Here is a 13,428-nt window from a genome sequence, read left to right on the forward strand (position 1 = left end):
TTATTGGTTTTGGCAGGGTTGTGGGTAACGTGCCTTGCGCTCCAGGTCGTCGAGGTCGATATGGTTGCGCATGTATTGCTGACTGGCGTCCACCAGTGGCTGGTGATCCCAGCTCTTCAGCTTGCCTTGGGTCAGCGCCTCAAAGACCAGGCGGCGACGGCGTTGGCTGGCGAGCACCTGCTGATGGATCGCCGGGATGTCCCATTTGGCCCGCGCCTCACTCAAAAACGCCTCGAACAGTGGGCGGTGTTCCGGTGACTGGCTGAGGTTTTCCCGCTCGTGCGGGTCGTTGTGCACATCGAACAGTAGACAAGGATCGTCCTCGCTGTAGATGAACTTGTACGCGCCACGGCGAATCATCATCAGCGGGCTGATGGTGCCTTCGGCCATGTATTCGCCAAACACTTCATCGTGCCCACCCTGCCCCTGCAAGTGCGGGACCAGCGAGCGACCGTCCAGCGGCAAGCGTGGGTCCAGCTCGCCGCCAGCCAGCTCCACCAACGTTGGCAACAGGTCGGCCGTGGAAACCGCTTTGGTCACGCGGCCCGCCGCGAATTTCCCCGGTGCACTGACCAGCAGCGGCACGCGGGCGGCCATTTCAAACCAGTGCATTTTGTACCAGAGGCCGCGCTCGCCGAGCATGTCGCCGTGGTCGCCGGAGAAGATGATGATCGTGTCATCGGCAAGGCCCGTGTCTTCCAGGGTTTGCAGGAGTTTGCCGACGTTGCTGTCGATGTAGCTGCACGCGCCAAAATAGGCACGGCGCGCATCACGGATCTTATTCAGCGGCAGCGGCTTGTCCCACAGGTCGTAGACCTTGAGCAGGCGCTGCGAATGCGGGTCAAGGTCGGCCTGGGCCGGCGTCGTAGGCATTGGGATGTCGCTGTCGTCGTACAGGTCCCAAAACGATTTGGGAATGGTGTACGGGTCGTGTGGGTGAGTCATCGACACGGTCAGGCAGAACGGCTGGTCACCCTCATTGCGGATATGGTCGAACAGGTACTGCTGGGCCTTGAACACCACCTCTTCGTCGAAATCCAGCTGGTTGGTGCGCACGCACGGGCCGGCTTGCAGCACCGATGCCATGTTGTGATACCAGGTGGGGCGCACGTCCGGCTCATCCCAGTTCACCGCCCAGCCATAGTCGGCGGGGTAAATGTCGCTGGTCAGGCGTTCTTCATAGCCGTGCAACTGGTCAGGGCCGCAGAAGTGCATCTTGCCCGACAGCGCGGTGCGGTAGCCGAGGCGGCGCAGGTAGTGGGCATAGGTCGGCACATCGCCAGGGAAGTCTGCCGCGTTGTCGTAGGCGCCGATCTTGCTCGGCAACTGGCCGCTGACCAGCGTGAACCGCGACGGCGCGCACAGCGGGCTGCTGCAATAGGCGGCGTCGAACACCACACCCTGTTCGGCGAGGCGGCTCAGGTTTGGCAGTTTGATCGGGGAAGGTCCGTAGAACGGAAGCAGCGGCGCGGCCATTTGATCGGCCATGATGAAAAGAATGTTCTTGCGCTTCATGAGTCTTCGGCATTCCATAGGCGGTGTTTATGCGAATGAGCATGCGGCCCATGGAAAATGGGGTAAAGCCCATGAAAAGCAATGTCTAGGATAAGCACAGCTTATGTATGAAGCCCTTGGCGACCTTTCCCTCGACCTGCTGCGCGCATTCGAGGCGGCGGCACGCCACCGCAGCTTTACCGCTGCCGCCGTGGAACTGGGTACCACCCAGCCGGCCATCAGCCAGCAGATCAAACGCCTCGAAGAACAGCTTGGGCTGCGTTTGTTTGATCGCATCTACCGTGGCATCGAGCTGACCGACGCTGGCGCGCTGTTGTTTGAGCATGCGCAGGGCGGTTTGCAGACCATCAACCAAGGCCTGAGCGCGATCACCCAGCAAGACCAGCATGAAGTGCTGCAAGTGGCCACCGACTTTGCCTTCGCCGCCTACTGGCTGATGCCGCGCCTGCACCGCTTTCACCAGGCCAACCCGCAGGTAGACGTGAGCCTGGTCACCAGCGAACGCAACCATGCCACCTTGCGCAGCGATATCGACGTGGCGGTGTTGTTTGGCGATGGCCGTTTCAAACAGGGTGACAGCCTCTGGCTGTTCAACGAGGAAGTGTTCCCGGTGTGCAGCCCGCAATGGCTCAAGGATCAGGCCACGCCGCTGACCGTGCAGACGCTGCCGGACTGTCCGCTGCTGCACCTGCGCCAGGAAAACAACAGCCAGTGGTTCGACTGGAGCGGCGTATTTCGCGAGCTGGGCATTACCACCGCGCCCACACCCGGCCAACTGCGCTTCGACAACTACACCCTGTTGATCCAGGCCGCGATTGCCGGCCAGGGCGTGGCCATCGGCTGGCGCCACTTGGTGGATAACCTGCTGGAGCAGAACTGGCTGTGTCGGCCGATCAACGACACGGTGATCTCACGCTTCGGTTATTACGTGGTGCAGCCCCAGCGCAAACGCCGGGGGCAGTTGGTCGAGCGCTTTGTCGACTGGCTGGTAGCCGAGCAAGCCAGCAGCGCACAGTCGCTGACCGGGCTGGCCCTGCCGTCGATTGCGGTCTAGGATCGGCGCATATTGGATCCGGATTTCGCCATGCAACGTATCAAGGGCTACCACGCTCACATCTACTTCGACGCCAGCACGATCGACCAGGCGCGCCAGCTCTGCGAGGACGCGGCCAAGCTGTTTCCGTTGCGCATGGGCCGCGTGCATGAACGCCCGGTGGGCCCGCACCCAGACTGGAGTTGCCAGCTGGCGTTCGAGCCGGAATACATCGGTGTGGTGTTGCCATGGCTGGCTTTGCATCGCGAGGGGCTGGTGGTGTTCCTGCACCCTGATACCGGCGATGACCTGAAGGATCACACCGATTACGCGATCTGGATGGGCGCGATGCGCGAGCTGGACCTGTCTGTTTTTTAACCAGTGCGTATAAAAATCCCATCCCCTAGTGCAAAGGCGATGGGATTTTTTATGGTTCAACCCAATATATGGGACTGTTATTTATATATTGAGATATCGACAGTCATAGGTTTATATTCGCCCATCTGCTTTTTTCAGCACCCACTCATTTCAGGTGAAGCGATGCAGGCGCAATTGATCGCGCTCGACTGGGGGACCAGCTCCCTTCGTGCTTATAAACTCGGCCCGGCCGGCAAGGTGCTCGACCAGCGCGCACTGGCGTTCGGCATCATGCACCTGCCCAGCGAACCCCGTGACATTGCCGGCGTGCGTTGCAGCGATGGCTTCGAGTTGGCGTTCGACGCGGCCTGCGGCGACTGGCTCGACGCCCAGCCCGACTTGCCGGTGATCGCCTGCGGCATGGTCGGCAGTGCCCAGGGCTGGAGTGAGGCGGCGTATCGCAATACGCCGGTCGATGTCGCAAGCCTCGGCCAGGCGCTGCATAGCGTGCGCAGCCTGCGCGGCGTGGCGGTGCATATCGTGCCCGGCGTGATCGAACAGGTGGGCTTGCCCAATGTGATGCGCGGCGAAGAAACCCAGGTGCTGGGCGTGCTGCAAGGCCTCGCGGCCGAGGTATTGATCGGCCTGCCGGGCAGCCATTCCAAATGGGTCGAGGTGGTGGATGGCTGCATCACCCACTTCGACACCTTCATGACCGGTGAACTGTTCGCCGTGCTGAGCCAGCACAGCATTCTCGGCCGTACGCAAAAAACCTCCGACCACTTCCAGGCCGAAGCCTTTGATCGCGGCGTGCAGGTGGCACTCTCCAACGACGGCCAGCGTGGCGTGCTCTCGACATTGTTCAGCGCCCGCACACTCGGGCTGACCGCCGAACTGGCTCCCGACCAGCAACCGGATTACCTGTCCGGCCTGCTGATCGGGCATGAACTCGCCGGTTTACCGGCCCCTGCAAAACATAAGCCCATCGTCCTGGTCGGCACCGCAGCGCTCTGCGCCCGTTACCAGCGCGCCCTCGCCCTCTGCGGCTTCGCCCACGTCAGCCTGGCGCAAGCGGCCACCGAACGCGGCCTGTGGCAATTGGCCGTGGCGGCCGGGCTCACTCAACCGGTCCTGGAGGCCTGACATGCTCAAGCAAGCACTCGCACACAACGGTTTGATCGCAATCCTGCGCGGTGTACGACCGCACGAAGCTGAAGCGATCGGCCAAGTGCTCTATCAGGCCGGCTTTCGCGTGATCGAAGTTCCGCTCAATTCGCCGGACCCTTACACCAGCATCCGCACCCTGCGCGACAGCCTGCCCGCCGATTGCCTGATCGGTGCGGGCACCGTGTTGACGCCCGAGCAGGTCGAGCACGTCAAAGCCGCCGGTGGCCAAGTGATCGTCATGCCCCACAGCGATGCCAAGGTGCTACGCGCCGCGAAAGCGGCGGGCTTGTACCTGTCGCCGGGTGTGGCCACGCCCACCGAAGCCTTCGCCGCGTTGGCCGAAGGCGCCGACGTACTGAAGCTGTTCCCGGCCGAGCAAATGGGCCCGGCCGTGATCAAGGCGTGGTTGGCGGTATTGCCGGCGGGCACATTGCTGCTGCCGGTCGGCGGCGTGACTCCGGACAACATGCAGGTGTATTTCGACGCAGGCGCCAAGGGCTTCGGCCTGGGGTCCGGGTTGTTCAAGCCGGGCATGTCTGTGGATCAAGTGGCGAGCAGTGCCCAGGCGTATGTCGCCGCCTGGAATGCGCTGAATTGATGGCCTGAAAAGAACGCAAGTTTTGCGCCCTCGGCGCTGCATCGACAAGAGAGATAAGAAGATGAAAATCACCAAACTGACCACCTTCATCGTCCCGCCACGCTGGTGCTTCCTCAAGGTCGAAACCGACCAGGGCGTGACTGGCTGGGGTGAACCTGTGGTCGAGGGCCGCGCGCACACGGTGGCGGCGGCTGTTGAAGAACTTTCCGACTACCTGATCGGCAAAGACCCACGCAATATCGAAGACATCTGGACGGTGCTCTATCGCGGCGGCTTCTACCGGGGCGGTGCCGTGCACATGAGCGCCCTCGCCGGTATCGACCAGGCGCTGTGGGATATCAAGGGCAAGGCGCTCGGTGTGTCGGTCAGCGACCTGTTGGGCGGCCAGGTGCGCGACAAGATTCGCGTGTATTCATGGATCGGCGGCGACCGCCCCGCCGATACCGCGCGTGCCGCCAAAGAGGCCGTGGGCCGTGGCTTCACTGCCGTGAAAATGAACGGCACCGAGGAGCTGCAGTTTGTCGACAGTTTCGACAAAGTCGACCTGGCCCTGGCCAACGTTGCCGCCGTGCGCGATGCGGTGGGCCCGAACGTCGGCATTGGCGTCGACTTCCATGGCCGGGTGCACAAGCCCATGGCCAAGGTGCTGATGAAAGAACTCGACCCTTACAAACTGATGTTTATCGAAGAGCCGGTGCTCAGCGAAAACTACGAAGCGCTCAAAGAACTGGCCCCGTTGACCAGCACGCCGATTGCGCTGGGCGAGCGCCTGTTCTCACGGTGGGACTTCAAGCGCGTGCTCAGCGAAGGTTACGTCGACATCATCCAGCCGGACGCCTCCCACGCCGGCGGCATCACCGAAACCCGCAAGATCGCCAACATGGCCGAAGCCTACGACGTGGCCCTGGCCCTGCACTGCCCGCTGGGCCCGATTGCATTGGCGGCCTGCCTGCAATTGGACGCGGTTTGCTACAACGCGTTTATCCAGGAGCAAAGCCTGGGCATTCACTACAACGAGAGCAACGACCTGCTCGACTATGTGCGCGACCCGGGCGTGTTCGACTATGACAAAGGCTTTGTGAAAATCCCCAACGGGCCAGGCCTGGGCATCGAGATCAACGAGGAATACGTGATCGAGCGCGCGGCTATCGGCCACCGCTGGCGCAACCCGATCTGGCGGCATGCCGACGGCAGCTTTGCCGAGTGGTGATCGTCCCCTGACGAAGTCGGACACAAAATGTGGGAGGGGGCTTGCCCCCGATGGCGGTGTATCAGCTGATGCATTCGGTGACTGGCACTCCTCATCGGGGGCAAGCCCCCTCCTACCTTTGGTCCAGTAAGACCTGTCCTCAATAAACATAAGAAGAGGCAACCCCCATGCACCCTGAATCCTTCACCGGGCAGGCTTCTCTCGTCACGCCCAGCAGAAAGCGTTTCTTCATCATGGTGCTGCTGTTTATCACCGTGGTGATCAACTACCTCGACCGCAGCAACCTGTCGATTGCCGCCCCGGCGCTGACCAGCGAGCTGGGCATCGACCCGGTGCATGTCGGGCTGATTTTCTCGGCATTCGGCTGGACCTACGCCGCCATGCAGATCCCCGGCGGCTGGCTGGTGGACCGGGTGCCGCCACGCATTCTCTACACCGTGGCCTTGCTGCTGTGGTCGATTGCCACCGTGATGCTTGGTTTTGCCGCCAGCTTTATCGCGCTGTTTGTGCTGCGCATGGCGGTCGGCGCGCTGGAAGCGCCGGCTTATCCGATCAACAGTCGCGTGGTCACCACCTGGTTTCCCGAGCGTGAGCGTGCCACGGCGATTGGCGTTTATACCTCCGGGCAGTTTGTCGGGCTGGCGTTTCTCACGCCGGTACTGGCCTGGCTGCAACACGCGTTCGGCTGGCACATGGTGTTTGTCGCCACAGGTGGCGTGGGCATTGTGTGGGCGCTGATCTGGTACGCCGTGTACCGCGAGCCGAAGGACTTCAAAGGCGCCAATGCGGCTGAAATCGAGCTGATCCGCGAAGGCGGCGGGCTGGTGGATATGCAGGCCAAGGCGGTCAAGGCGCCATTCAGTTGGGTCGACCTCGGGATCGTACTGAGCAAGCGCAAGCTGTGGGGCATCTACCTGGGGCAGTTTTGCCTGAACTCCACGTTGTGGTTTTTTCTGACGTGGTTCCCGACCTACCTGGTGAAATATCGCGGCATGGACTTCATCAAGTCGGGCTTGCTGGCATCGCTGCCGTTTCTGGCGGCGTTTGTGGGTGTGCTGTGTTCAGGGCTGTTTTCTGACTGGCTGATTCGCCGGGGCACGTCGGTAGGCTTTGCGCGCAAGTTGCCGATTATTGGCGGGCTGCTGATTTCCACGGCGATCATTGGCGCCAACTATGTGGATTCGACGACGTGGGTGATTGCCTTTCTGGCGGTGGCGTTCTTTGGGAATGGCCTGGCGTCGATCACCTGGTCGTTGGTGTCGACCTTGGCGCCTGCGCGCCTGCTGGGGTTGACCGGTGGGGTGTTTAACTTTATCGGTAACTTGTCGGCGATTACGACGCCGATTGTGATTGGCTTTTTGGCCAGCGGGGATTCGTTTGCTCCGGCGATTACCTACATTGCGGTGCTGGCGCTGCTGGGCGCGCTGTCCTATGTGTTGCTTGTAGGCAAAGTCGAACGTATAGAACTGAAGGAATAGCCTGTGGCGAGCGGGCTTCCCGTGGCGAGCGGGCTTGTCCCGCGTTGGGCTGCGCAGCAGCCCCATCAAGGCTACTGCGGTCTTTCAGGGAAACCCGCGTTATCCGGGTTTGGGGGCGTTTCGCACCCCAACGCGGGGCAAGCCCGCTCGCCACAGGGTAGTGCGAGGGATTAGTTAAGTACGCCGTCCAGAATCTCGTAGACGATGCCTGTGCCGACTGCAATCAAGACCACGTCCGGGCCGGAACGGCGCCATTCGTAACCTTGATAAACCGGCAGGCGTGCCAGGGCGCGGTTGTCCAGGCGTTCGCCGTAGTAGCCGCGTGGCAATGGCTGGCCGCGGACCAGGCGTACATTCGGTGGCGGCGGTGCGCCACGGGCGAACTGGCCGTGGTTGTCGTGGATGATCTGGCGTACCGGGCCGAAGTCCTGAGGCGGGCCACGACGGTTGTTCTGCGGGCCACGATGGTCATCGCCGCGTTGCTCGTGCTGGCCTTGCGGGCCGCCACGGCCAGGGCCAGGACCATTGTCATCGCCCCGTTGGTCAGGTGGCGCGGCCTGCACCAAGGCACTCGCGCCGAGCATCAGCACGCCGAGACCAGCGATCAAGCGTTTAGGCATTTTCATGGGGGGGTTCCTCAGTACTGCACGAACAAAAAAGGGATTTCGAACCGGGTTCGAAATCCCTTGGTCTTGTCAGTTTAGGTACTGATTCGACCGTATGATTCCTCTGTATCAGGAACTTTACCTACTGCTACACGGCGTTTACTTACGGGCGTTGCGAACGCCTTCCGACAGCGCCGCGCACAAGGTCAACACGCCATCAATCGCCTGCTGATCATTTTTGGCAGTGGCGATGTGATCAATCAGCGCCGAACCGACCACCACACCGTCTGCCAGGCGCGCGATAGCGGCTGCCTGTTCCGGCGTGCGGATACCAAAGCCGATGCTGATCGGCAGGTCGGTATGCCGACGCAGGCGAGTCACGGCTTCTTCAACGTGCTCCAGGGTGGCCGCCCCGGCACCGGTCACACCGGCCACCGACACGTAGTACACAAAGCCGGAGCTGCCATTGAGCACAGTCGGCAGGCGCACGTCATCGGTGGTTGGCGTGGTCAGGCGGATAAAGTCGATGCCTGCTGCCTGGGCCGGATCGCACAGCTCGCCGTTATGCTCAGGCGGCATGTCGACCACGATCAGGCCGTCTACGCCGGCTTCCTTGGCGTCGCTGATGAACTGCGGCACGCCATATTTGTGGATCGGGTTGAAGTAGCCCATCAACACCAGCGGCGTGTCGTTGTTGTCTTTGCGGAACTCGCGAACCATCTGCAGGGTTTTCGCCAGGTTCTGCTTGGCTTCCAGCGCGCGGATGTTAGCCAGTTGAATCGCCGGGCCGTCGGCCATCGGGTCGGTGAAGGGCATGCCCAGCTCGATCACGTCGGCGCCAGCTGCCGGCAAGCCTTTGAGGATCGCCAGCGAGGTGTCATAACCCGGGTCGCCGGCGGTGACGAAGGTCACCAGGGCGGCGCGGTTTTGTTCTTTGAGTTGCGCAAAACGGGTTTGCAGGCGGCTCATCAGTGTTTCTCCTGCTTCGACTGTTGCATATGGTGCATCACGGTTTGCATGTCTTTGTCGCCGCGGCCGGAGAGGTTGACCACCATCAGGTGATCTTTCGGCAGGTTCGGTGCGCGTTTGAACACTTCAGCCAGGGCGTGGGCGCTTTCCAGTGCAGGAATAATCCCTTCCAGGCGGCAGCATGTGTGGAACGCCTCGAGGGCTTCGTCGTCGGTCACCGAGGTGTACTGGACGCGGCCGATGTCATGCAACCAGGCGTGTTCAGGGCCGATGCCCGGGTAGTCGAGGCCGGCGGAAATCGAGTGGGCGTCAATGATCTGGCCGTCGTCATCCTGCAGCAGGAAGGTGCGGTTGCCGTGCAGCACGCCGGGTACGCCGCCGTTGAGGCTGGCGGCATGTTTGCCGGTTTCGATGCCGTGGCCGGCCGCTTCAACGCCGATGATCTCGACGCTGGTGTCGTCCAGGAACGGGTGGAACAGGCCCATGGCGTTGGAACCGCCGCCGATGCACGCCACCAGGCTGTCCGGCAGGCGGCCTTCCTGGGCTTGCAGTTGGTCGCGGGTTTCTTTGCCGATCACGGCCTGGAAGTCGCGCACCATCGCCGGGTAGGGGTGTGGGCCGGCGACGGTGCCGATCAGGTAGAAGGTATCGTCGACGTTGGTCACCCAGTCACGCAGGGCTTCGTTCATCGCGTCTTTGAGGGTGCCGGTGCCGGCGACCACCGGGATCACTTCGGCGCCCAGCAGCTTCATGCGGAACACGTTGGCCTGCTGGCGCTCGATGTCGGTGGTGCCCATGTAGATCACGCAGTCGAGGCCAAAACGCGCGGCCACGGTGGCGGTGGCCACGCCGTGCATGCCGGCGCCGGTCTCGGCGATGATGCGTTTCTTGCCCATGCGCCGCGCCAGCAGGATCTGGCCGATGCAGTTGTTGATCTTGTGCGCGCCAGTGTGGTTGAGCTCTTCGCGCTTGAGGTAAATCTTGGCGCCGCCGCAGAATTCAGTCAGGCGCTCAGCGAAATACAGCGGGCTTGGACGTCCGACGTAGTCGCGTTGGAAGTAGGCTAATTCTTCGTTGAATGCCGGATCGATCTTGGCGGCTTCGTATTCGCGGGCCAGGTCGAGGATCAACGGCATCAGGGTTTCAGCGACGTAGCGGCCGCCGAACGCGCCAAACAAGCCGTTGGCGTCTGGGCCGTTGCGTAGATCGGTCTGGGACTGAGTCATGGGGCGCTCCGGTAAAGAATGTGAGGAGAGACAATGAGGCCCACTCTACCCCTGACACGCTACGCTGAAAACCGATAAGATCGCCGCAACCTGTCAGGAAAACTCACAGATGAGCCGAGACCTACCACCCCTCAATGCCTTGCGTGCATTTGAAGCCACCGCCCGGCTCAACAGCGTTAGCCAGGCTGCCGAGCAGCTCCATGTGACCCACGGCGCCGTCAGCCGCCAGTTGAAGGTGCTCGAAGAGCATTTGGGTGTCAGCCTGTTCGCCAAAGAGGGACGCGGCCTTAAACTCACAGATGCCGGCGTTCGGCTACGCGATGCCAGCGCAGAGGCGTTCGAACGTTTGAGGGATGTGTGTGCCGAGCTGACCCAGGCCAGCGCCGATGCGCCGTTCGTGCTGGGCTGCTCGGGCAGTTTGTTGGCGCGCTGGTTGATCCCGCGCCTGGGCCGCTTGAACGCCGACCTGCCGGACTTGCGCCTGCACCTGTCAGCAGGTGACGGCGATCTTGACCCCAGGCGTCCCGGCCTCGACGCCCTGTTGGTGTTCGCTGAGCCGCCGTGGCCGGCGGACATGCAGGTATACGAGTTGGCCAGCGAGCGCATTGGCCCGGTGATGAGCCCGCGCTTTGCCGGTTACGAGCGTTTGCGCCAGGCCCCGGCGCAAGCCTTGTGTGGCGAAGCCTTGTTGCACACCACCTCGCGCCCGCAAGCCTGGCCTAGTTGGGCGCAGCAATACGGCATTGCACCCGGCGCGTTGAAACACGGCCAGGGGTTTGAGCATTTGTATTATTTGCTGGAGGCAGCGGTGGCAGGGCTTGGGGTGGCAATTGCGCCAGAACCGCTGGTGGCAGAGGACCTGCGCGCGGGTCGCCTGGTGGCGCCATGGGGTTTCAGCGAAACCCCGGCGCACCTGGCGCTGTGGCTACCCAAGCGCGCCGCAGACGGGCGCGCGGGTCAACTGGCGCAGTGGCTCAAGGCAGAGCTGTTGCGCCAGCCGGTGTAGCCGGTATTTCAGTCGCCACGTTTGCACAGCAGGTAAGCCGCCAGCAGACCCAGCGCGCCAACGGCGACGCCGGCGGTAGTCCATGGGTGCTCTTGTGCGTAGTCCCGGGTTGCAACACCGGTTTCGCGGATTTTGACTTTGCTTTCTTCGTAGGCATCGCTGATCAGATGACGGGAGTGCTTGAGGGCATTCTCGGCATTGCTTTTCAGGGCCTTCAGCGTTTTGCGCGACTCGTCGGACGCATCGTCCTTAAGGCTCTCAAGGGACTTGAGAAGGCTCGAAATCTCGGCTTCCATGCTTTCCAGCGACGCTTTGCGTAAAGAAGTGTTGGCCATGTGGACTCTCCTGAAGTGATTGAGTGGCATGTGTAGATACCGACTCCAGCGTTTTCAGAAAGTGCAGTAAATCTGAACTTTTGAGTGGGAATAGTCGCCAGAAGCAGTACGAACATTGACTGCTACGCTCACTAAAGACCTCAGGAGAAACGCCATGTCTGATCATCACACGTACAAGAAAGTCGAATTGGTGGGTTCGTCGGCGACCAGCATCGAAGACGCCATCAACAACGCCATCGCCGAAGCGAACAAAAGCATCAAGCACCTGGAATGGTTCGAAGTGACTGAAACCCGTGGTCACATCAAGGACGGCAAGGCTGCGCACTTCCAGGTCACGCTCAAGGTGGGGTTCCGAATCGCCAGTAGTTGATCACGTCGGTTGAACTTTGCCGACTGGCCGATTGCCATAACCTGCGCTACAACCAATGGGTGCCGATGCGAAAGCGTCGGCACGCTCTTTTCGATCAGCGCAAGGAAAGTAACGGATGAAGAAGTTCCTGTTAGCGGTAGGTTTGTTGAGCATTGCGGGCACAGCCCTGGCGGCGGGCAAGCCTTGTGAAGAGCTGAAAAGCGAAATCGCAGCGAAAATCGACGCCAAGGGCGCCTCGGGTTACTCGCTGGAGGTAGTAGACAAAGGCGCGGCACCCAGCGACCACACAGTCGTCGGTAGCTGCGAAGCCGGCACCAAGGAAATCGTCTACAAGCGCGGTTAACCCCTTGCTCCAGACATAAAAAACGACGCACAGGTGCGTCGTTTTTTTTTGCCTGCGGATGTTAGCCCTTCATCAACTGCGCCAGCAGCTCGTAGGAATGAATCCGGTCGGCGTGCTCGTACAGGTCGCAGGTAAAGATCAGCTCATCGGCACCAGTCTGCTCAACCAGCACGTCCAGTTTTGCGCGGATCTTCGCCGGGCTGCCGACCATGGCCAGGCCGAGGAAGCTGCCGACCGCGTCTTTTTCATGGGGCAGCCACAGGCCGTCCATAGTCTTGACCGGCGGACGTTGCACCAGGCTTTGCCCGCGCATCAGCGCGAGGATGCGCTGGTACACCGAGGTGGCCAGGTAATCGGCCTGCTCGTCGGTATCGGCGGCCACCAGCGGGATGCCAAGCATCACGTAGGGCTTGTCCAATACGGCTGAAGGCTTGAAGTGATTGCGGTACACGCGAATAGCTTCATGCATCAGGCGGGGTGCGAAATGCGAGGCGAAGGCGTAGGGCAAACCGCGCTCACCGGCCAATTGCGCGCTGAACAAACTGGAGCCGAGCAACCACACGGGCACATTGGTTCCGGTGCCCGGCACGGCAATAACCCGTTGATCCGGCGTGCGTGGGCCCAGGTAAGCCATCAGCTCGGCCACATCATCAGGGAAGTCGTCGGCGCTGCCCGAGCGTTCGCGACGCAGGGCGCGGGCGGTCATCTGATCAGAACCCGGCGCGCGGCCCAGTCCCAGGTCGATCCGGCCCGGATACAGGCTTTCCAGGGTGCCGAACTGCTCAGCGATCACCAGCGGTGCATGGTTGGGCAGCATTACGCCGCCGGAGCCGACACGAATGGTTGAGGTGCCACCGGCCAGGTAGCCGAGCAATACCGAGGTGGCAGAGCTGGCGATGCCATCCATGTTGTGGTGTTCGGCCACCCAGAAACGGTTATAGCCAAACTTTTCCACGTGCTGGGCCAAGTCCAGGGAATTGCGCAATGACTGCGCCGGGCTGCCATTGGCGCGCACGGGCACCAGGTCCAGGGTCGAGAATTTCACGTCGGACAGCGATTTCATAAGCCTGCTTCTCCAATAGGTGCGCAGGCTTATAGACGAACCAAAACCTGCCGCTTCATGTGCATGTTCTATGCAATGAGGGCATATACCCGAGATTCAATAGTAGCTAGGGAAATTTCCTACTGGAATGCTAGGTTTCTCCGACAAGATGAA

15 protein-coding genes are annotated in these 13,428 nt (G+C 61.5%); 9 read left to right on the forward strand and 6 right to left on the reverse strand.

The annotated features are described in order from the left end of the window. A complete protein-coding gene (gene betC / locus FPT15_RS03165; protein WP_145158454.1) occupies positions 1-1,515 on the reverse strand; it encodes a choline-sulfatase in 1,515 nt (504 codons plus the stop codon). A 103-nt stretch (positions 1,516-1,618) separates the two neighbouring features. Between betC and FPT15_RS03170 the strand changes: the two genes are divergently transcribed. The 6 genes from FPT15_RS03170 (at position 1,619) to FPT15_RS03195 (ending at position 7,358) form a co-directional block, all read left to right on the forward strand. Beyond that, entirely contained in the window at positions 1,619-2,569 is a 951-nt protein-coding gene (locus tag FPT15_RS03170) for a LysR family transcriptional regulator (protein ID WP_145158456.1), read from the forward strand. A gap of 30 nt (positions 2,570-2,599) precedes the next feature. After that, complete coding sequence (locus FPT15_RS03175) at positions 2,600-2,926, forward strand: DOPA 4,5-dioxygenase family protein (RefSeq protein ID WP_145158458.1); 327 nt, start codon at positions 2,600-2,602, stop codon at positions 2,924-2,926. A 162-nt stretch (positions 2,927-3,088) separates the two neighbouring features. After that, on the forward strand, positions 3,089-4,048 hold the full coding sequence (locus FPT15_RS03180; RefSeq protein ID WP_145158460.1) for a 2-dehydro-3-deoxygalactonokinase: 960 nt from the start codon (positions 3,089-3,091) through the stop codon (positions 4,046-4,048). 1 nt (position 4,049) lies between these two features. After that, positions 4,050-4,670, forward strand: a complete 621-nt coding sequence (locus FPT15_RS03185; protein ID WP_145158462.1) for a 2-dehydro-3-deoxy-6-phosphogalactonate aldolase — start codon at positions 4,050-4,052, stop codon at positions 4,668-4,670. Between the two features lie 61 nt (positions 4,671-4,731). Beyond that, positions 4,732-5,880: a galactonate dehydratase gene (gene dgoD / locus FPT15_RS03190; protein ID WP_145158464.1), complete on the forward strand. Its 1,149-nt coding sequence runs from the start codon at positions 4,732-4,734 to the stop codon at positions 5,878-5,880. 167 nt (positions 5,881-6,047) lie between these two features. Next, complete coding sequence (locus tag FPT15_RS03195; protein ID WP_106575998.1) at positions 6,048-7,358, forward strand: MFS transporter; 1,311 nt, start codon at positions 6,048-6,050, stop codon at positions 7,356-7,358. Between the two features lie 170 nt (positions 7,359-7,528). On the opposite strand, the gene FPT15_RS03200 is transcribed toward FPT15_RS03195, so the two are convergent. The 3 genes from FPT15_RS03200 to trpB form a co-directional block, all read right to left on the reverse strand. Continuing rightward, positions 7,529-7,984 (reverse strand): anti-virulence regulator CigR family protein, encoded by a 456-nt coding sequence (locus tag FPT15_RS03200; protein ID WP_145158466.1) that lies wholly within the window; start codon positions 7,982-7,984, stop codon positions 7,529-7,531. A 138-nt stretch (positions 7,985-8,122) separates the two neighbouring features. Then, a complete protein-coding gene (trpA, locus tag FPT15_RS03205; protein WP_119741286.1) occupies positions 8,123-8,932 on the reverse strand; it encodes a tryptophan synthase subunit alpha in 810 nt (269 codons plus the stop codon). Beyond that, the gene (gene trpB, locus FPT15_RS03210; protein WP_145158468.1) at positions 8,932-10,158 is read right to left on the reverse strand and encodes a tryptophan synthase subunit beta; all 1,227 of its coding nucleotides are present in this window, start codon (positions 10,156-10,158) and stop codon (positions 8,932-8,934) included. The genes trpA and trpB overlap by 1 nt, the downstream gene beginning before the upstream one ends. Before the next feature lie 109 nt (positions 10,159-10,267). On the opposite strand from trpB, the gene FPT15_RS03215 reads away from it, so the two are divergent. Beyond that, positions 10,268-11,164: a LysR family transcriptional regulator gene (locus tag FPT15_RS03215; RefSeq protein WP_145158470.1), complete on the forward strand. Its 897-nt coding sequence runs from the start codon at positions 10,268-10,270 to the stop codon at positions 11,162-11,164. An 8-nt stretch (positions 11,165-11,172) separates the two neighbouring features. Here the strand turns inward: FPT15_RS03215 and FPT15_RS03220 are convergent, their stop codons facing one another. Beyond that, positions 11,173-11,499: a YqjD family protein gene (locus FPT15_RS03220; RefSeq protein ID WP_003170746.1), complete on the reverse strand. Its 327-nt coding sequence runs from the start codon at positions 11,497-11,499 to the stop codon at positions 11,173-11,175. Between the two features lie 154 nt (positions 11,500-11,653). On the opposite strand from FPT15_RS03220, the gene FPT15_RS03225 reads away from it, so the two are divergent. Continuing rightward, a complete protein-coding gene (locus FPT15_RS03225) occupies positions 11,654-11,869 on the forward strand; it encodes a dodecin (protein ID WP_145158472.1) in 216 nt (71 codons plus the stop codon). Positions 11,870-11,984: 115 nt separating this feature from the next. Beyond that, entirely contained in the window at positions 11,985-12,212 is a 228-nt protein-coding gene (locus FPT15_RS03230; RefSeq protein WP_145158474.1) for a DUF1161 domain-containing protein, read from the forward strand. 61 nt (positions 12,213-12,273) lie between these two features. Here FPT15_RS03230 and FPT15_RS03235 read toward each other — a convergent pair whose 3' ends face one another. After that, positions 12,274-13,275, reverse strand: coding sequence for an LLM class flavin-dependent oxidoreductase (locus FPT15_RS03235; RefSeq protein WP_106576004.1), 1,002 nt, complete (start codon positions 13,273-13,275; stop codon positions 12,274-12,276). Between the last annotated feature and the right edge of the window lie 153 nt (positions 13,276-13,428).

It is taken from the genome of Pseudomonas sp. RGB (genome assembly GCF_007713445.1).
In the GTDB taxonomy this organism is placed as follows: Bacteria; Pseudomonadota; Gammaproteobacteria; order Pseudomonadales; family Pseudomonadaceae; genus Aquipseudomonas.